This is a genomic window from Streptomyces sp. NPDC002742, from assembly GCF_042888885.1.
Classification (GTDB): domain Bacteria; phylum Actinomycetota; class Actinomycetes; order Streptomycetales; family Streptomycetaceae; genus Streptomyces.
The window spans coordinates 242922-261793 of sequence record NZ_JBIAQF010000004.1 but is presented as its reverse complement, the minus strand read 5'-3'; the positions used below and the strand labels follow the sequence as shown (position 1 = coordinate 261793).

The following is an 18872-nucleotide window of genomic DNA, read 5'->3' as shown; positions in this document are numbered from 1 at the left end:
CGGCGGCGTTGTCGTCGCCCTCGCATGAATAGACCATGCGCTCGCGGCGAACTCACCGGAACAGCCGGTCGTGAAGCGTGACAACACGAGGACAACTCTCGGACGTCCCCAAGACGGACGGTGCCAACTCGCCACCAAAGGGGTGATGATCACGGCCGTCGGGTCCTGGGACCGGTACCTGTTGAGCGCTCCTTCCAGGCTCCCGCTCCAGGAGGTACTCCATGTCATATCGCCAGGCCATCGGCACGGCCGCCGGTGCCGCGCTGCTCCTGCTCCTCGCCCCGTCCGCCGTCGCCGTGTCCGCCCCGTACGACACCGCCCGGACCGCCCCGACCGACGAGGTGACCGTCGACCCCACCGGCACGGTCGCCGCCGACGGCACCATCACCTTCTCCGGCACCTACCGCTGCACGGGCGCCGCCGGGCCCGTGTTCGTGTCCTCCACGGTGTCCCAGGGCGATCCCTGGGTCAGCCACCCCGTCGGCGGCTCCTCGGCGGTCTGTGACGGCGCGGAGCACCGCTGGAGCAACTCGGAGAAGAGCGCGCCCAAAACCCTCGTCCCGGGACCGGCGCATGTCGAGGCCACGGTGTTCGACATCAGCGCCACCGGCCTCCCCCTGCCCTCGGTCCACTCCGTCCGGGAGCAGGACATCACCATCGTCCGGACCTGAGCACGTGCGAAGGGGGCCGCCGACGGTGCGGGTCGGCGGGCCCCTTCGGGCCGGGCAGGGACCGGTACCGGCCGGGGTAGGCCCGGTCCTGGGCAGGCACGGTCCTGGGCAGGCCCCGAGCATCGCTCCTGCCCTACGTCGGTCGTCGGTGAACACGGCCCATCCGCTCCCGGCCGGGTGGTCAACTGTTCTGTGTCTTCCGCGGATTACTGCATCTGGGCGTGCGGGTCCGAGCGAGTTCCCTTTCGCCCGCGAATGAGGTCCAGCACCCGTGTCCGGACGTCGGTGAGGACAACCGACTGTCGGACCGGGCGGCTATGATCCTTGATCACCCGGTGGCGATGCGCATCGGGTGAACAGCTGAAGTCGGGCCGCCTGCCGGGAGGCGCGTGCGCTCGGGGCCACGTGATCCTGTGGGGGGAACACCATCGTGCGACGCATTGCCCTGATCTCCGCCGCCACCGCAACGGTGCTGGCCGCCTCGACGCTCACCGGTTCCGCGGTGGCCCGGGCTGACGCCGCCCCAGGTGGCGGACCTGTCCTGGACAACGCGGACGCCTGGTACGCCTATCCGGGCATGGTCTTCGTGACCGCGCACTCCGACAACCCGATCACTCACATCACGGCGCATTTCAGCCCCGTCGGTGGCCAGGACGGCGAAGCCGAGTCGGGATCCACGGAGGACTTCACCCAGCAGTCCGGCGTGGACGGCCGGTCCGGAGTCTGGCGGGCACCGGTACACCTGGCGGAACTCGGCGAGTACCGCGTCACCGTCGACCTGGAGGACTCCTCCGGCGCAACGGTCACCGGCGCCCTGTCACCTCTGACGCTTCAGTACCGGACCATTCTCACTGTTCCGGACTTCTCCGTCGCTCCGGCCGGACCGGACTACCTCCATCAGGAGGTGACCGTCGACGGGACCGTGCTTGCCGAGGATCCCCGGAATCCCGACGCTCCTGTCCCGGCCGGCAATGTCCCGGTGGCCATCACCTCCCGGTACGGCAGGATCGACGCGAAGACCGGAGCCGACGGGCGCTTCGCCGTCTCCTTCGTCCCCACCTGGCACTCGGCCGACCTCAAGGCGTGGCCGGGTGCCTCCGGCGCCTACCCCGGGGCGATCACCCTGGACACGCCCGAGCAGCACGTGGCCGCCGTGCAGGCCCCGACCCGATTCACGGCGAGCACACACGCACTCAGCCTGGTCCAGGGAACGACCGGTACGGTCACCGGCCGCGCGGAGGTCCAGACGGCCGACGGCTGGCAGCCACTGCCGCACACATCGCTCACCCTCTTCGGCCTGGGACCCACCGGCACACCGGCATTCGTGGTCGCCCGAACCACCACGGACGACCACGGGCTCTACACCCTGCGCGTCCCCACGGACGGTCCCGCTCCGTCCGGACAACTCGTCCTCGGCGATACACCGTTCCAGGAGACCGCCGTTCAGCCCTTCAGTCTCCACGTGGCCTACACGACCCATCTCGACATGGCGGCCACGCTCGGCGACGACTCCCGGCTCCACGTCTCTGGATGGATGTACTACAGCGACCGGCGCGCCCAGTGGCCCGCGAACCCGGTCGTCAGCATCGAATACTCGAAGGACGGCAAGACCGGCTGGAAGGCCGCATCCGCACTCCCCGTGAAGGTCCGGTACAACAAGGCCGATCTCGAAGAGGAGTTCAGCGCCGCGTTCACCGCGCCGAGCGACGCCTACTGGCGTGCCCGCTTCAACGGCAACCCCGACCTGGCGGGCAGCACCACCCGTCCCGTCCACCTCCGCCGCTACGCCACGCGGATCACCGGGTTCAACGTCTCCCCCGAACCGGTACGCAAGAACGGCCTCATCCACCTCGCGGGCACGCTGCAGTACCTCTCGGGCACCACGTGGAAGCCGCTCACCGACGAGAGCCCCGCCCTGTACTTCCGGCCCCGTGGGGCCTCCGCCTACCGCTACGTCAGCGACTTGGGCACCGACTCGAAGGGCCGGATCTCCAACGTCGTCCTCAAGGCCACCCAGGACGGTACCTGGGCGGTTGCCATGAATCGCAGCACCGGGACCCACTATCTGAAGAGCCCCATGGTCACGGACTACGTCGACGTGCGATGACGACACGGCCGCGCCGCCCTCCCCTCCGTCTCGCCCCGTTGGCGACGAGTTCGGCAGTGCTCAGCGCCAAGGTCTCGCCGAGGCCGGAGACGTAGGGGTTGCCGACGCGGGCTTCCTGGCGGGCCTCCGCGCGGATACGGCGCGGACGGTGCGACCGGTGAGGGTGTCCAGCACCGGCCACAGTTGGAGAAGCAGGTCCCGGTTGAGATACCGGGGAAGGTCGTCGCGCAGGCCCTCGTGCAGAACGGTGCGGTACTGGGCACCCGCAAACTGGGCAGCGAGCCGAGGAACAGGACCTGACCTGCCATTTTCCGTGACTCGCTCAGGTTGACACGTCTCCGGTGACACCAGCGTGTCGAATACGCGGCGACCGGAAGGCTTCGGTCCCGGCCAAAAGTCCCGGAAAGCCCCAGGGGCGCCGCCACTTCCCCTCCCGCCCCGCGTTCACACGGGGGCAGCAGGGGTGTGACGGCGCATCTTCTGAAGATCTTCAGATGTCCCGGAAGATCTCGATCTGCGCGCCGATCGAGTTCAGACGCTCGGCGAGGTCCTCGTAGCCGCGGTTGATGACGTACACGTTCCGCAGCACCGAGGTGCCGTCGGCCGCCATCATCGCGAGCAGGACGACCACGGCGGGCCGCAGCGCGGGCGGGCACATCATCTCGGCGGCGCGCCAGCGGGTCGGGCCCTCGACGAGCACCCGGTGCGGGTCGAGGAGCTGGAGCCGGCCGCCGAGCCGGTTGAGGTCCGTCAGGTAGATCGCCCGGTTGTCGTAGACCCAGTCGTGGATCAGCGTCTTGCCCTGCGCGGAGGCCGCGATGGCCGCGAAGAACGGGACGTTGTCGATGTTCAGGCCGGGGAACGGCATCGGGTGGATCTTGTCGATCGGCGCCTCCAGCTTGGAGGGCCGCACGGTCAGGTCGATCAGTCGCGTGCGGCCGTTGTCCGCGAAGTACTCCGGCGTACGGTCGTGGTCGAGGCCCATCTCCTCCAGGACCGCGAGCTCGATCTCCAGGAACTCGATCGGCACCCGGCACACCGTCAGTTCCGACTCGGTGACCACGGCGGCGGCGAGCAGGCTCATCGCCTCGACCGGGTCCTCGGAGGGCGAGTAGTCCACGTCGACGTCGATGTTCGGCACACCGTGCACGGTGAGCGTCGTGGTGCCGATGCCCTCCACCCGTACACCCAGGGCCTCCAGGAAGAAGCACAGGTCCTGGACCATGTAGTTGGAGGACGCGTTGCGGATGACCGTGACGCCGTCGTGGCGGGCGGCGGCGAGCAGCGCGTTCTCGGTGACCGTGTCCCCGCGCTCGGTCAGCACGATCGGCCGTCCGGGCGTGACGGACCGGTCGACCCGGGCGTGGTAGAGACCCTCGGTCGCGGCGATGTCGAGGCCGAACCGGCGCAGCGCGATCATGTGCGGCTCGATGGTCCGGGTGCCCAGGTCGCAACCGCCCGCGTACGGCAGCTTGAAGGCGTCCAGGCGGTGCAGCAGCGGGCCGAGGAACATGATGATGGACCGCGTACGGATGGCGGCCTCGGCGTCGATCGCCTCCATGTCCAGCTCGCTCGGCGGCACGATCTCCAGGTCGACCCCGCCGTTGATCCACCGGGCGCGGACACCGATCGAGCTGAGGACCTCCAGGAGGCGGTACACCTCTTCGATCCGGGCCACCCGGCGCAGCACGGTGCGCCCCTTGTTCAGGAGCGTCGCGCACAGCAGCGCGACACAGGCGTTCTTGCTGGTCTTGACGTCGATCGAGCCGGACAGACGACGGCCGCCGACGACGCGCAGATGCATCGGACCCGCATAGCCGAGCGAGACGATCTCGCTGTCCAGCGCCTCACCGATTCGGGCGATCATCTCAAGGCTGATGTTTTGATTGCCGCGCTCGATGCGATTGACGGCGCTCTGACTGGTGCCGAGCGCCTCGGCAAGCTGCGACTGTGTCCAGCCCCGGTGTTGCCGGGCGTCACGGATGAGCTTGCCGATACGTACGAGGTAGTCGTCTGCCATGGCGCGACCGTATATCGGATGTGAGATAAAGAGAAATGGAGCGCGGCCTTCCGGGTGGGCGGGCCCACCGGGCGCTGTTCGAGGGGGAGTTCGGGTGCCCGCGCCGGTGCGGCGGCGACGCTCGCGGCCTGCCGGGAGGCGCCGCGAGCCCACGCCGCCGTCGGTGAATGCCGTGAAGAGGCGCTTCCGTGACGGTTCGTCGATACTGGAACCGTATGTCGCTATTGGGTCACTTTGCCTTGCGGGTCGTCTTGCGCCAGCCGAACGGCCCGGGCAGGTCCATCGACGTCGTCCGGCGTCCGGTGCTGCTGTGGGTGCGCTTCGGTCCGTTCTTTCCGCCCGAGGTGATGGACCATGACTTGCGGTTGATGTTGAGCCGCAGTCCCGGAAGGATGCGGAAGCTCTTGCGGAAGGTGAGCGGCATGGTGCCCCCTGTGTCGGTTCCGCCGGGGCGTTCCCGGCTGACACCGGGTACCCCGAAAGGGCTCCGATGTGCCTGTCCCCTGCTTCGGGGCGCCGGCTTTTGTCCTGAGGCGGCGAGTTGGCGCTCTGGGGGTGGCGTCGGAATCCGTCCCCGGGACCATGGGCGGGGACCCCGGAGGGGCCCGTCCTTCCGGATGAGTGACCGTCACCGGCGGGTGCCCGGCCGGCGTCGGGCGCCTTCGACCGAGCCGCCGGCGGCCGCCCCGTCGGCCGCCGTCTTCGCCCGTCCGGCGCCCGCCGCAGAAACGAACAAACCCCAGGCTGCTGACCTGGGGTTTGTTCTTCCGGAGCACCGCTGGTCGCGTCAGCTCTTCAGGAGAGCCGCGCTCTTCAGGAGAGCGCTTCTCAGCGTCCGGTGGAGGCGACGGTGTTGCCGGTCACCGCGCCGGTCGCACCGTCGAGGGTCACCAGGTGCCGGACGCCGTCGGTGCCCAGCACCTCGACCTCCCAGCCGCTGCCACCGCCCTGCTGCACCACCACGCGCAGCGAGTCCGGCTTGCCGCCGGGGACCGCCTTGCCGGCCGCCTCGATCGCCTTGGCGGCCGACACCGCAGGCACCGGCGCGGGTGCGAGACCGCTCCGACCGTTCTCGGCGTCCTGACCGTTCTCGATGTTCCGGCGCATCCTGGACTCGCCGTTCTCGAAGCCGCTCTCGCCCCGGCCGTCTTCGAGGACGCGACGCTCGCCGCCGTCGCCGCCCTTCCAGCCGGGCGCCGCCTCGACGCGCATGCGGTCGCCCTTCTCGCCGCGGTCATGCTCCGCGACGGCGGCGGCGCCGGCCACGGCTCCGCCCAGCAGGACGACCCCGACGCCGAGTGCCAGCCAGCGGCTCCGCCCCAGCTGAGGCAGGCGCGGCAGGCGCCTGCGGGACGGCTCGGTCGGCGTGGACTCGGACGGCTCCGGCGGGACGGGCTGGGACATGCTGGGGCTCCTGAACGCGTCGGCCGGCCCGATGCCGGCTCCTGCGGTCAGCTTGTAGGACCGTTGCTGAAGCCAGGCTGAAGGCAGCTGAAGACGTCTTCAGCCACCGCCGGGGCGGCATGCGAGGCTGTCCCCGTGCGAGTACTGGTGGTCGAGGACGAGAGGCGGTTGGCCGCCGCCCTGCAGCGAGGCCTCACGGCCGAGGGGTTCACCGTCGATGTCGCCCACGACGGGAACCAGGGGCTGTGGCTCGCCCTCGAACAGGGCTATGACGTGATCGTGCTCGACATCATGCTGCCCGGCCTCAACGGCTACCGGGTCTGCTCCAGGCTGCGCGGGGTCGGGAGCGAGACACCGATCCTGATGCTCACGGCGAAGGACGGCGAGTACGACGAGGCCGAGGCGCTGGACACCGGTGCCGACGACTTCCTGTCCAAGCCGTTCTCCTACGTCGTCCTGGTCGCCCGGCTCCGCGCACTCCACCGGCGCACCGGCCGTCGGCTCCCCGCGACCCTGGAGCTCGGCGGCCTGGTGATCGACCCGGCCCGCCGCACATGCAGCCGCGACGGCAGCGAGGTACGGCTCACCACGCGGGAGTTCGCCATCCTGGAGTACCTCGCCCGGCGCGCGGGCGAGGTGGTGACGAAACGCGAGATCCTCCAACACGTCTGGGACTCCGCCTTCGAGGCGGACCTCAATCTCGTCGAGGTCCACGTCAGTGCCGTCCGCCGCAAGATCGACGCCCCGTTCGGCCGGTCCGCCCTGGAGACCGTCCGGGGCGCCGGATACCGGCTGGCGGCCAACGGTGGCTAGGCGATTTCTCCCGCGTCCGGACGCGATCCTGGCCTCGACCCGGCGCCTGGGCCCCGAAGTGGTGAGGCTCGCGCGACGACTGTGGCCGGGATCGGTGCGAGCGCGGGCGACGCTCGGGGCGACCGCGGTCGTGGCCCTCGCGCTGACCGCGGCCTCCTTCGCGCTCATGGGCACCGTGCACTCCAACCTCCAGCGCACTGCCAAGGAGGCCGCCACCCAGCAGGCGGACAAGGTGGGGCGGCTGGCCGCCCAGGGCAAACTCCCGGACCCGCTGCCCGTCGCCCAGGGCGCCGACTTCATCCAGGTCGTGGACGCCGACGGCCGTGTGGTGGCCGCCAGCCAGAACCTCGCAGGCCGCCCGCCCATCGGCCATCTCCGACCGGACGAGGGCGCGTTGCGCGTCACCTGGTCCGGCGAGCCGTTCCACGACGAACACCGCCAGCGGATCGTCGCCGTCACCGCCGTCACCCCCGGCAGCACGGTCACCGTGTACGCGGGCACCTCACTGCGGGACGCGGACCAGGCGGACGAGATCACCTCGGTGGCGCTGGGCATCGGCGCCCCGCTGCTGCTGGCCACCGTCGCCCTGGTCACCTGGTGGGTGACCGGCCGGGCGCTGCGTCCGGTGGAAGCGATCCGGTCCGAGGTCGCCGAGATCACCGGGCACGCGCTGCACCGCCGGGTGCCGGTCCCGGACGCCCAGGACGAGGTCGCCCGGCTCGCCCGCACCATGAACGTCACCCTCGACCGCCTGGAGGACGCGGTCGTCCGCCAGCGCCGGTTCATCGCCGACGCCTCGCACGAACTGCGCAGCCCCATCACCGTCCTGCGGACCCAGCTGGAGGTCGCCCTCGCCCATCCGGACCCGGCACTGTGGCCGGACCTGGTCAGCGACGTACTGGAGGACACCATCAGGCTCCAGGACCTCGCGGCCGACCTGCTGTTCCTGGCCCGGCTGGACGCGGCGGAGCCCGTGGAGAGCGCTCCGCTGGACCTGGCCGACCTCTGCCGTACGATCCTCACCGCACGCCACGGCGACCGGATCCGGATCGACGCCAGGCTCCGGCCGGGCGTCACGGTCGAGGGCAACCGCAGCCGGCTCACCAGACTCCTGACCAACCTTCTCGACAACGCCCAACGCCATGCCGACCAGAGCATCGAGCTGGCCGTGCACGCCGACGGGGACGCCCGGACGGCCGTGCTGGAGGTGAGCGACGACGGACCCGGCATTCCGGACGCCGACCGTGACCGGATCTTCGAGCGCTTCACCCGCCTGGACGACGCCCGCAGTCGCGACCTCGGCGGCGCCGGGCTCGGTCTGGCCATCGCCCGTGAGATCGCGGGCCATCACGACGGCACCCTCACCGCCGAGCCCCACCCGCACGGCGCCCGCATCGTCGCCCGCCTCCCGCTCTCACCCAGGACCGCTGAAGTGCCGTAGCACCGCCGTGGTGTGCGGGAACGGTGAGCGCTTCATGCCGGCCGACGCGGGTCGTCGTCCCGCGGCCGGACAGCGACCCCGGTCGCACGAGTGGCTCCGCCGGGCCAGCCGACTCCGCTCGGACAAGTGACGCCGATCGGGCAAGTCGCGCCGATCGGACAAGCGGCGCCGGCCGGACATGCGGGCGCCCGGACATGACCTGCCCGCCCCCATGTACTAGAGTTATCTCGACATCGAGATATCTGCCGAGGCGTACCGCAGCCGCACCGCGTCGTCCATCTGACGGTAAGGGTTACCTAACTTAGCCTTACCTTAGCGGATCGGCCATGACGCCGTGGCGGCAGGATGCGGTGGGAACGCGCACATCAATGAAGGAGACTGTCGTGTCGGCGAACAGCTTCGACGCCCGCAGCACGCTGCAGGTGGGCGACGAGTCGTACGAGATCTTCCGGCTGGACAAGGTGGAAGGCTCGGCTCGCCTTCCGTACAGCCTGAAGGTGCTGCTGGAGAACCTGCTCCGGACCGAGGACGGTGCGAACATCACCGCCGACCACATCCGGTCCATCGGTGAGTGGGACTCCCAGGCGCAGCCGAGCCAGGAGATCCAGTTCACGCCCGCCCGCGTGATCATGCAGGACTTCACCGGCGTGCCCTGCGTCGTCGACCTCGCCACCATGCGTGAGGCCGTCAAGGAGCTCGGCGGCGACCCGGCCAAGGTCAACCCGCTCTCCCCGGCCGAGCTGGTCATCGACCACTCCGTCATCGCCGACAAGTTCGGCACGAAGGAAGCCTTCGGCCAGAACGTCGAGCTGGAGTACGGCCGCAACAAGGAGCGCTACCAGTTCCTGCGCTGGGGCCAGACCGCCTTCGACGACTTCAAGGTCGTCCCCCCGGGCACCGGCATCGTCCACCAGGTCAACATCGAGCACCTGGCCCGCACGGTCATGGTCCGCAAGGGCCAGGCCTACCCGGACACCCTGGTCGGCACCGACTCCCACACCACCATGGTCAACGGCCTCGGTGTGCTCGGCTGGGGCGTCGGCGGCATCGAGGCCGAGGCCGCGATGCTCGGCCAGCCGGTCTCCATGCTCATCCCGCGCGTCGTCGGCTTCAAGCTCACCGGTGAGCTCACCCCGGGCACGACCGCCACCGACCTCGTGCTGACCATCACCGAGATGCTGCGCAAGCACGGTGTCGTCGGCAAGTTCGTCGAGTTCTACGGCGAGGGTGTGGCCGCCACGTCGCTGGCCAACCGCGCCACCATCGGCAACATGTCGCCGGAGTTCGGCTCCACCGCCGCGATCTTCCCGATCGACGGCGAGACCATCAAGTACCTCAAGCTCACCGGCCGCTCCGAGCAGCAGCTCGCGCTCGTCGAGGCGTACGCCAAGGAGCAGGGCCTCTGGCTCGACCCGGCCGCCGAGCCCGACTTCTCCGAGAAGCTGGAGCTCGACCTCTCCACGGTCGTCCCCTCGATCGCCGGCCCGAAGCGCCCGCAGGACCGTATCGTCCTGGCGAACGCCGCCGAGCAGTTCAAGAGCGACGTGCGCAACTACGTCGCCGACGACGACGAGGCGGGCAAGGAGTCCTTCCCGGCCTCCGACTCCCCGGCCTCCGCCAACGGCGTCCCGTCCAACCCGGTCACCGTGACCGCCCCCGACGGCTCGACCTACGAGATCGACCACGGCGCGGTGACGGTCGCGGCCATCACCTCCTGCACCAACACCTCGAACCCGTACGTCATGGTCGCCGCCGCGCTCGTCGCGAAGAAGGCCGTGGAGAAGGGCCTGACCCGCAAGCCGTGGGTCAAGACCACCCTCGCCCCGGGCTCCAAGGTCGTCACCGACTACTTCGACAAGGCGGGGCTCACCCCCTACCTCGACAAGGTCGGCTTCAACCTGGTCGGTTACGGCTGCACCACCTGCATCGGCAACTCCGGCCCGCTGCCGGACGAGGTCTCCAAGGCCGTCAACGACCACGACCTCGCGGTCACCTCGGTCCTCTCCGGCAACCGGAACTTCGAGGGCCGTATCAACCCCGACGTCAAGATGAACTACCTGGCCTCTCCGCCGCTGGTCGTCGCCTACGCCCTCGCGGGCTCCATGAAGGTGGACATCACCCGCGACGCGCTCGGCACCGACACCGAGGGCAAGCCGGTCTACCTGGCCGACATCTGGCCCTCCGAGGCCGAGGTCAACGACGTCGTGGCGAACGCCATCGGCGAGGACATGTTCAACAAGTCCTACAAGGACGTCTTCGCGGGCGACGCCCAGTGGCAGGCGCTGCCGATCCCCGAGGGCAACACCTTCGAGTGGGACCCGCAGTCGACGTACGTGCGCAAGCCCCCTTACTTCGAGGGCATGACGATGGAGACCACCCCGGTCTCGGACATCGCCGGCGCGCGCGTCCTCGCCAAGCTCGGCGACTCGGTCACCACCGACCACATCTCCCCGGCCGGTGCGATCAAGGCCGACACCCCCGGAGGCAAGTACCTCACGGAGCACGGTGTCGAGCGCCGTGACTTCAACAGCTACGGCTCGCGCCGCGGCAACCACGAGGTCATGATCCGCGGTACGTTCGCCAACATCCGCCTGCGCAACCAGATCGCGCCGGGCACCGAGGGCGGCTACACCCGCGACTTCACGCAGGACGGCGCCCCCGTCTCCTTCATCTACGACGCCTCGCGCAACTACATCGAGCAGGGCATCCCGCTGGTCATCCTGGCCGGCAAGGAGTACGGCTCCGGCTCGTCCCGCGACTGGGCCGCCAAGGGCACCGCGCTGCTCGGCGTCAAGGCCGTCATCGCCGAGTCGTACGAGCGCATCCACCGCTCGAACCTCATCGGCATGGGCGTCCTGCCGCTCCAGTTCCCGGAGGGCGCGACGGCCGAGTCCCTCGGCCTGACCGGCGAGGAGACCTTCTCCTTCACCGGCGTCGAGGAGCTCAACAACGGCACCACCCCGCGTACGGTGAAGGTCACCACCGACACCGGCGTCGAGTTCGACGCGGTCGTGCGCATCGACACCCCCGGCGAGGCGGACTACTACCGCAACGGCGGCATCATGCAGTACGTGCTGCGCAACCTGATCCGCAACTAAGCGGTCCGGTAAGGCGGTTGCCGGACACCTCCAAGAGGTTGCCCCGCAGCTCCAAGGCAGTTGAGGGCCGTATCCCCGGTGACGGGGGTGCGGCCCTTCGCCGTCGGCCCCGAAGTCGGTTTCAGGACATCGGCGGTGCTCAGGTGGAACACAGGGTTCCCCCAGCGGGCCGGTACAGGATTGCCCCATGTCTGGCGCTTGTGGGGTCCTTGTCGGCCGTGTCCGTGTCCGTCTGCCGATCGTCCACGCCGAGTCGGTGGTCGTCGAGTTGTCGTCCGTCGTCGGCCCGCGCCGGAATCACGACCCGCGGACGCCTCCGATCCGCACCGTGCGCGGCTTCGGGTACGCCGTCAGGGAGCCGGAGGGCGGGAGATGAGCCCCCGGCCCGGCGCACGCCTGACCGACCACGTAGAGACCTCCCTCGCGGATCGCCTGCGCGGCGAGGAGGAGGTGCGGGAGCGGATGCGGGAGGAGGTGCGGGAGCAGATACGGACGGAGATACGGACGGAGATACGGACGGAGACGCGCCGCGGCGAGGAACGCATGCGCCGCTTCCTCGCCGACGTGAGCCATGAACTCCGTACGCCGCTCGCGGCCATCGCCGGATACGCGGAGCTGATGAACCGGGACGCCGACGGGCTCGAACAGGCGCAGGCCTGGCGACGGGTGTCCGCCGAGTCGGCACGGATGACGGGTCTGGTCGAGGACCTGCTGCTGCTCGCCCGGCTCGACGAGGGGCGGCCGCCGGGGTCGGCCGAGGTGGACCTGGCGGCGCTCGTCACCGAGGCGCTGATGGAGGCGCGGGCCGCGGGGGAGACCCGGGCCATGGCAGAGGACCATGTCTGGCAGTTGGCCCTGCCCCTGGACCCCCCGGTCCTGGTGGCCGGTGACGAGGACCGGCTCCACCGGATGGTGGCGAACCTGCTGGCCAACGCCCGTGCGCACACGCCGCCGGGTACGACGGTCGCCGTCGGCGTGGAGGTCACCGGCGCGTTCTGCGTGATCAGGGTCCGTGACGACGGCCCCGGCATCCCGCCCACCCTGCTGCCCAGCGTCTTCGAACCCTTCACCCGCGCCGACGCCTCCCGCTCCCGCGTCTCTCCCGGACACGGCGGCTCGGGCCTCGGCCTCGCCGTCGCCGCGGCTGTCACGAGGGCCCACCACGGCCGTATCCGCGTCGAGAGCGCCCCGGGCCGCACGGAGTTCACCGTCGAACTCCCCGTCGGCCGGCCCGTCCCCCCGTCCGGCCAGCCCCCAGGGGAGCACTCACCGGCACGCCGGTCCGCGCGGAGTGCCGCGCCGCAGGCCCGGCCGCTCGGAGACGGCATGCGGACCGTTCGAGCCTCGGGAGAGAGTGCGCCGATCCCCGCCCTCGGCGAAGGCGGCACCGGCACGTGGACCGTACGAGCCTCGGGAGAGGGCGCGCCGAACCCGCCTTCGGTGAAGGCGGCACCGGCGCCCCGCACCGAAGGGGAAGCGGTCGTCCTCCCCCGCAGGTGAGGACGACCGGCCACCGGCCACCGGCCACCGGCCACCGGCCGACGACCGGCTCACCCGCCGCGGCCCGGCCCCGGGGCGAGTGGACGACCGGCTCACCGGCCGACGCCCCGCTCATCCGCCGCGTCCTCAGAACCAGCCCACCGCCTGCCCGAGCAGGAAGGGTGCCGGGACGAGAGCGGCCATGCCGAGCCAGGGACTCATGGGGCGGCCCTCCTGGAAGGGCATCAGGACGTCCACCACCAGAACCGTGCCGAGGACGAAGCCGCCGCCCAGCACGGCGCCGGCGATCAGGCCGAGGGCGTTGTCGGGTGTCTCCCGGTGGCAGCCGAAGTGGCCGCCGCAGCCGACGGACGGGAATCCGGTCAGCAGCCACCGCACACACAGGGCGGGAATGATCCCGACCCCTCCGATCAGCAGGTTCGCGAACGCGGCGGCCGACAGGGCCCGGCCAAGGCCGACGCGGCCGGTGCTCGCGGTGTCGTTGCGGCGACCTCCGCCACCTCCGGAATCCCGCACGGTCCACCTCCTCCCGAACTCCCCTTGATACGCGCCGTTTTCACAGGTAGAGGGCGTCGGCGCCCATGAGGTTCCGCGAACGCGGCCTCGCGTCAGGGGTCTCACCCCCAGGTGCGGGGTGAGACCCAGGTGCGCGCGTCGTGCGCGGGGCGTTTACAGGGGTTCCTGTGCGCGCTACTTTCCGAGTGAGGTGGGAGCGCTCCCATGGGGTGGACCGGAACCCGCCCCCGGAGCCGCTCCCGCCTCGCCCCGACCCGCACGGGTCCCAGGCGGGTCCCAGGCGGTCCCGCGCAGGTCCCAGGCGGGTCCCATGCGGTCCCGCACGGCCCCGAGAAGGAGTGGATTGTCATGCACTTAACAAGACCTCATTCGGTGAGCCCGCGACCGGTCGGCTCGCATTCGGCAGGACTTCTACGGCGGCTCTCCCGGTCGTGGCTCCCCACCCGCCACCCGTCCCCCTTCCTCGTCCTGCTCGCCGTACTCCCGGCCTTCGCCCTGATCGTCGTGACCGGCGGCCGGGCGGAGGCGCACGGCACCCCGATGAAGCCCGGCAGCCGCACGTTCCTGTGCTGGCAGGACGGCCTCACCGACACCGGCGAGATCAAACCGGTGAACCCGGCCTGCAAGGCGGCCCAACAGGTCAGCGGGACCACGCCGTTCTACAACTGGTTCTCGGTGCTGCGCTCGGACGGCGCCGGGCGCACCCGCGGCTTCGTCCCGGACGGTCAGCTGTGCAGCGGCGGCAACCCCAACTTCTCGGGCTTCGATCTGCCGCGCTCCGACTGGCCGTTGACCCACCTGACCTCGGGCGCGACCGTCGACTTCGCGTACAACGCCTGGGCGGCGCACCCGGGTTGGTTCTACGTCTACATCACCAAGGACGGCTTCGACCCGACCAAGGCGCTCACCTGGGACGCCATGGAGGACCAGCCGTTCCTCACGGTCGACCACCCGCCGCTCAACGGCACCCCGGGCACGGTCGAGGCCAACTACTCCTGGAGCGGGAAGCTGCCGACCGGCAAGTCCGGCCGCCACATCGTCTACATGGTCTGGCAGCGCTCGGACAGCGCGGAGACCTTCTACTCCTGCTCCGACGTGGTCTTCGACGGCGGCAACGGCGAGGTCACGGGCATCCACGATCCGGGCAACCCGACCGAACCCCCGCCCGGCGTGTGCTCGGCGACCCGGCGCACGACCAACAGCTGGCCCGGCGGCTATCAGGCGGAGGTGACCGTCACCAACACCGGCGCCGTCCCGATGCTCGGCTGGATGGTCGACTGGGCGCTGCCGGGCGGTCAGTCGGTCGCCAGTCTGTGGAACGGCAACGCGACGTACAGCGGTCAGGACGTGATGGTGCACAACGCCGACTGGAACGGCTTGCTGAATCCCGGCGGCAGCGCCACGTTCGGGTACGTCGTCTCGGGCTCGGGCGACGATCCGTCGTCGACCCTGCCCTGTCGGGTCGGTTGAACGAGCAACGCTCGGGGCGGACCGGGTGGGTGGGTTCGGACCCGCCCGGTCCGCGAGCCCGGACGGGTCGGGGGAGGCCCTGCCCGGGATGGTGCGGCTTGTGGCGACCATGGTGCGCGACAACGTTGTCGAGCGGTCTGCGCAAGACTCTATCGCCTCAACGGACAACGATGTCAAGCGAGTTGACGCCCTCCTCTGGGTGTGCCGCCTCGTTTGGGCGCCCGCCCCCGCGGGCCGGCGGGTTTTGACGCCCACCCCTGTGACGCCGCGTGGTCGGGTGACCGGGACGCGCGCCGGCTGTGACGGATCGGGCGTGCCGGGCGCGTCGCGGGGGGAGGCCGCGCCTGAGGTGGCGCAGCCGGGATGGGTGCCTGGCGCGTCGCCAGTGACGCCATCGGAGTGTGTGCCGGGCGCGTCCCCGGCGGCGCAGGCGGTCTTCCGTGGTACCCGTGACGCACGTTACTGTCCCTGCGGCTTGTGCGACCCGTGGTGCGCGACCCGTCCGAAGGAGGAGGGGCCGCGTCATGCGTTTCCGTCCGTCATCCATCCTGCTGGCCGTCGCCCTGACGGTCGCCGGCGCCACTCCGGCGCTCGCCGCACCCCCGTCGGGTCCACCGCGACTCGTCGAGGACCCCACCGCGTACGTCGACCCGCTCATCGGTACCAAGAACGGCGGCAATGTCTTCCCGGGGGCCGTCACGCCCTTCGGCATGCTCTCCTGGAGCCCGGAGAACACCCGCGGGGACGCCACCCGCACGGCCGCGCCCGGCGGCTACCAGTACGACGCCACACGCATCCGGGGCTTCAGCCTCACCCACATGTCCGGAACGGGGTGCGCGGGCGGTGGCGGCGACATCCCGTTCTTCCCGTACGCGGGCGAGGTCACCTCCTCTCCGGCGAGCGACACCAAGGACGCCGTCTACGCCTCCGGGTTCGCGCACTCCGACGAGCAGGCCGAGCCCGGCCACTACGAGGTGGGACTCGCCTCCGGAGTGACCGCCGACCTCACGGCGACCGCGCGCACCGGCTCGGGACGCTTCACCTTCCCCGCCGACAAGCCCGCCTCGCTGCTGATCCGTACCGCCAACTCCGAGGTCGGGTCGACCGACTCGACCGTACGGATCGACCCGGCGGCCAGGACCGTCTCGGGCTCCGTCACCTCCGGAAACTTCTGCGGCTATCTCGACCCCGAGGGCCAACGCTCGTACTACACCCTCTACTTCACCGCACGCTTCGACCGCGACTTCAAAGCCGCCGGAACCTGGCAGGACGACCGGCTGAGCCCGGGGGCCACCGAGGCGAGCGGCGGCACCGGGGGCTTCGCGCAGGGCGGCCGTCCCGTCGCGGGCAAGGGGGCCGGCGGCTATGTGGAGTTCACGCCCGGCACCGGTCCGGTGAACGTCAAGGTCGGTATCTCGTACGTCAGTCAGGAGGGCGCCACCGCCAACCTCGCGGCCGAGAACCCGCCTTCCCGCTCCTTCGCCTCCGTCCAGCGCGCCGCCCACCGTGCCTGGCGCGAACGGCTCGGCGCGATCGGCGTCGGCGGCGGCACCGACAGCGATCGCACCACCTTCTACACCGCGCTCTACCACGCTCTCCTGCACCCGAACGTCATCAGTGACGCCGACCGCGGATACCGGGGCCCCGACGGCAAGGTGCACACCGTGAGCCGGGGCCACGAAGCGCAGTACGGCACGTTCTCCGGCTGGGACGTCTACCGCTCCCAGGTCCAGCTGCTGACCCTGCTCAACCCGGACACCGGCTCCGACATCGCGCAGTCGCTGCTCGAACTCGCCCGGCAGAACGGGGGAGTCTGGGACCGCTGGCTGCACGGCGCGAGCGGCACGCACGTCATGAACGGCGATCCGTCAGCCCCCGCCCTCGCGGGCATCCGCGCCTTCGGCGGCACGGACTTCGACCTGCGCGGCGCGCTCGGCTCCCTGGTGAAGGCGGCGACCGTGCCGACCGAGGCGGACCTCTCCCCGGCGGGCAAGCCGGTGCTCTCGGCGGGCCAGCGCCCCTCGCTCGACAAGTACCTCGAACACCACTACATGCCGTCCGTGTCCAACGCCTGGGGCGGCGCCGCCGAGACCCTGGAGATGTCCGGCGCCGACTTCGCGATCTCCCAACTGGCCAAGGCGGCGGGGGAGAAGAGGACGGCCGCCGACTTCGCCGAGCGCTCCCAGTACTGGCAGAACAACTTCAACATCGCGGCCGACCCCGGCGGGGGGTACATCGCCAACCGCAAGGCCGACGGGAGTTGGGTCACCGGCTTCACCCCTTCGACCGGCAACGGTTTCGTGGAAGGCACGGCGGCCCAGTACACCTGGATGGTTCAGCACGACCCGGCGGGCCTCTTCGCCGCCATGGGCGGTCGCGCGAAGGCCCTCGACCGCCTCGACACGTTCTTCCACGACGCGGACGGCGGCTGGGCGTTCACCGGCAGCGGCGGCGACAAGTCCGAGCTGGACAACGAGCCGTCGGTCAACGTCCCCTACCTGTACGACTACGCGGGCGCGCCCTACAAGGCGCAGGAGACCGTCCGCGCGGCGATGACCCGGCTCTGGTCGACGCAGCCGGGCGGGATCCCCGGCAACGACGACCTCGGCGAGATGTCCTCCTGGTACGTCTTCTCCGCGCTCGGCATGTACCCCCAGGTACCCTCCCGCGCCGAACTCACCCTGTCCTCACCGCTGTTCCCGAGGATCGAGATCGAGCGTCCGGGCGGCGCCGACATCGAGATCCGGGCCAGGGGCGCGGCTGCGGACGCCCCGTACGTCCAGTCGCTGCGCGTGGACGGCCGTACGAGCGGACGGCCGTGGCTCCCGGCCTCCTTCGTCCGCGACGGCGGCACGCTCGACTACACGCTGTCCGGCGCGGCAGACAAGAGCTGGGGCAGCGCGGAGTCGGCCGTACCGCCCTCCTTCCGCAGGGGCGAGCAGCCGTACCAGATCGGTGTGGGACCGACCGCGGCGACGCTCGCGCCCGGCGGCAGCACCGCGCTCGACATCCGCGCCCTCGCCCTCGGAGGCGGCGCGGGGCCCGAGGTCCGCTTCCACGTGGACGTGCCCTCCGGCGTGACGGCGACGCCCGCCGAGGGCACGGTCACCGACGGCACCCAGCGAATCGCCCTCACCGCCGCCGATGACGCCGATCAGGGGTTCTACGACGTCAAGGTGACGGTGACCTCCGCCGACACCTCGTACGCCCAGCCGGTCGCCCTGACGGTCGCGGCCCCGGGATCCCTCCTCGCGGCCTACAACAACACCGGTGTCTCCGACGACACCGGGGACCACGCCGAGGCCGACTACGACGGCGGCGGCTGGAGCTACTCCCGCCAGGCCCTCGCCGACGCGGGCCTGACCCCGGGCGGCCGGGGCACGGTGGACGGTCTCGCCTACACCTGGCCGAGATCGCCGTCCGGCCGCCCCGACAACGCCTCGGCGACCTCGCAGAGCATCGAACTGACCGCCCCGGCAAGCCGGTTGTCCTTCATCGGCAGCGCCGTGAACGGCAACCAGGAGACCAGGGCGACCGTCACCTACACCGACGGCGGCACCGACTCCGTCGACCTGTCCTTCACCGACTGGACCGTCGGCGGCGGGGGCGGCACGGTCCAGTACGGCAACGAGACCATCGCCAAGGCCGCCTACCGCAACGTCTCCGGCGCCGACAAGGACCCGGTGGCCACCTACGTCTTCGCGACCAAGCCCTTCACGGCACCGGCCGGCAGGACCATCAGGAGCGTCACCCTTCCGGATGACGCGGATCTTCACGTCTTCACCCTCGCGGTGAGCTGATCCGTCCATGAACGCGGGGCGGGCCCGGAGTC

At 70.8% G+C, this 18872-nt stretch carries 11 protein-coding genes and 1 pseudogene; 8 read left to right on the top strand and 4 right to left on the bottom strand.

Annotated elements, in window-relative coordinates; all coding sequences use genetic code 11:
• Positions 1-221: 221 nt before the first annotated feature.
• Both ACFYW8_RS08575 and ACFYW8_RS08570 read left to right on the top strand, forming a co-directional pair.
• Positions 222-671 carry a DUF6299 family protein gene (locus ACFYW8_RS08575; protein WP_389069260.1) on the top strand — a complete coding sequence of 150 codons (450 nt, stop codon included), beginning with the start codon at positions 222-224 and terminating at the stop codon, positions 669-671.
• A 430-nt stretch (positions 672-1101) separates the two neighbouring features.
• Positions 1102-2778 (top strand): hypothetical protein, encoded by a 1677-nt coding sequence (locus tag ACFYW8_RS08570; protein ID WP_389069258.1) that lies wholly within the window; start codon positions 1102-1104, stop codon positions 2776-2778.
• Between the two features lie 490 nt (positions 2779-3268).
• On the opposite strand, the gene ACFYW8_RS08565 is transcribed toward ACFYW8_RS08570, so the two are convergent.
• The 3 genes from ACFYW8_RS08565 to ACFYW8_RS08555 all read right to left on the bottom strand — a co-directional run bounded on the left by ACFYW8_RS08565 (position 3269) and on the right by ACFYW8_RS08555 (position 6202).
• Positions 3269-4798, bottom strand: a complete 1530-nt coding sequence (locus ACFYW8_RS08565) for a UDP-N-acetylglucosamine 1-carboxyvinyltransferase (protein WP_365868828.1) — start codon at positions 4796-4798, stop codon at positions 3269-3271.
• 229 nt (positions 4799-5027) lie between these two features.
• The gene (locus tag ACFYW8_RS08560) at positions 5028-5222 is read right to left on the bottom strand and encodes a DUF4236 domain-containing protein (RefSeq protein ID WP_266763518.1); all 195 of its coding nucleotides are present in this window, start codon (positions 5220-5222) and stop codon (positions 5028-5030) included.
• Positions 5223-5626: 404 nt separating this feature from the next.
• Positions 5627-6202, bottom strand: coding sequence for a PepSY domain-containing protein (locus tag ACFYW8_RS08555; RefSeq protein WP_389069255.1), 576 nt, complete (start codon positions 6200-6202; stop codon positions 5627-5629).
• Between the two features lie 135 nt (positions 6203-6337).
• On the opposite strand from ACFYW8_RS08555, the gene ACFYW8_RS08550 reads away from it, so the two are divergent.
• The 4 genes and pseudogenes from ACFYW8_RS08550 to ACFYW8_RS08535 form a co-directional block, all read left to right on the top strand.
• Entirely contained in the window at positions 6338-7015 is a 678-nt protein-coding gene (locus ACFYW8_RS08550; RefSeq protein ID WP_389069253.1) for a response regulator transcription factor, read from the top strand.
• 79 nt (positions 7016-7094) lie between these two features.
• Positions 7095-8456 carry a sensor histidine kinase gene (locus tag ACFYW8_RS08545; protein WP_389069636.1) on the top strand — a complete coding sequence of 454 codons (1362 nt, stop codon included), beginning with the start codon at positions 7095-7097 and terminating at the stop codon, positions 8454-8456.
• Between the two features lie 383 nt (positions 8457-8839).
• Positions 8840-11554 carry an aconitate hydratase AcnA gene (gene acnA, locus ACFYW8_RS08540; protein ID WP_365868820.1) on the top strand — a complete coding sequence of 905 codons (2715 nt, stop codon included), beginning with the start codon at positions 8840-8842 and terminating at the stop codon, positions 11552-11554.
• A 267-nt stretch (positions 11555-11821) separates the two neighbouring features.
• A pseudogene (locus ACFYW8_RS08535) lies at positions 11822-12778 on the top strand (sensor histidine kinase); the annotation flags it as partial.
• 402 nt (positions 12779-13180) lie between these two features.
• Here ACFYW8_RS08535 and ACFYW8_RS08530 read toward each other — a convergent pair.
• A complete protein-coding gene (locus ACFYW8_RS08530) occupies positions 13181-13570 on the bottom strand; it encodes a hypothetical protein (protein WP_389069249.1) in 390 nt (129 codons plus the stop codon).
• Positions 13571-14038: 468 nt separating this feature from the next.
• On the opposite strand from ACFYW8_RS08530, the gene ACFYW8_RS08525 reads away from it, so the two are divergent.
• Together ACFYW8_RS08525 and ACFYW8_RS08520 are read left to right on the top strand one after the other, a co-directional pair.
• The gene (locus tag ACFYW8_RS08525; RefSeq protein ID WP_389069632.1) at positions 14039-15040 is read left to right on the top strand and encodes a lytic polysaccharide monooxygenase; all 1002 of its coding nucleotides are present in this window, start codon (positions 14039-14041) and stop codon (positions 15038-15040) included.
• A 524-nt stretch (positions 15041-15564) separates the two neighbouring features.
• On the top strand, positions 15565-18840 hold the full coding sequence (locus ACFYW8_RS08520) for a GH92 family glycosyl hydrolase (protein ID WP_389069246.1): 3276 nt from the start codon (positions 15565-15567) through the stop codon (positions 18838-18840).
• Positions 18841-18872: the final 32 nt, after the last annotated feature.

Bases quoted from the DNA above. Each gene is read 5' to 3' on its own strand.
- ACFYW8_RS08575 (WP_389069260.1), top strand. From the start codon at position 222: ATGTCATATCGCCAGGCCATCGGCACGGCCGCCGGTGCCGCGCTGCTC.
- ACFYW8_RS08565 (WP_365868828.1), bottom strand. From the start codon at position 4,798: ATGGCAGACGACTACCTCGTACGTATCGGCAAGCTCATCCGTGACGCC.
- ACFYW8_RS08555 (WP_389069255.1), bottom strand. From the start codon at position 6,202: ATGTCCCAGCCCGTCCCGCCGGAGCCGTCCGAGTCCACGCCGACCGAG.
- ACFYW8_RS08520 (WP_389069246.1), top strand. From the start codon at position 15,565: ATGCGTTTCCGTCCGTCATCCATCCTGCTGGCCGTCGCCCTGACGGTC.
- ACFYW8_RS08560 (WP_266763518.1), bottom strand. From the start codon at position 5,222: ATGCCGCTCACCTTCCGCAAGAGCTTCCGCATCCTTCCGGGACTGCGG.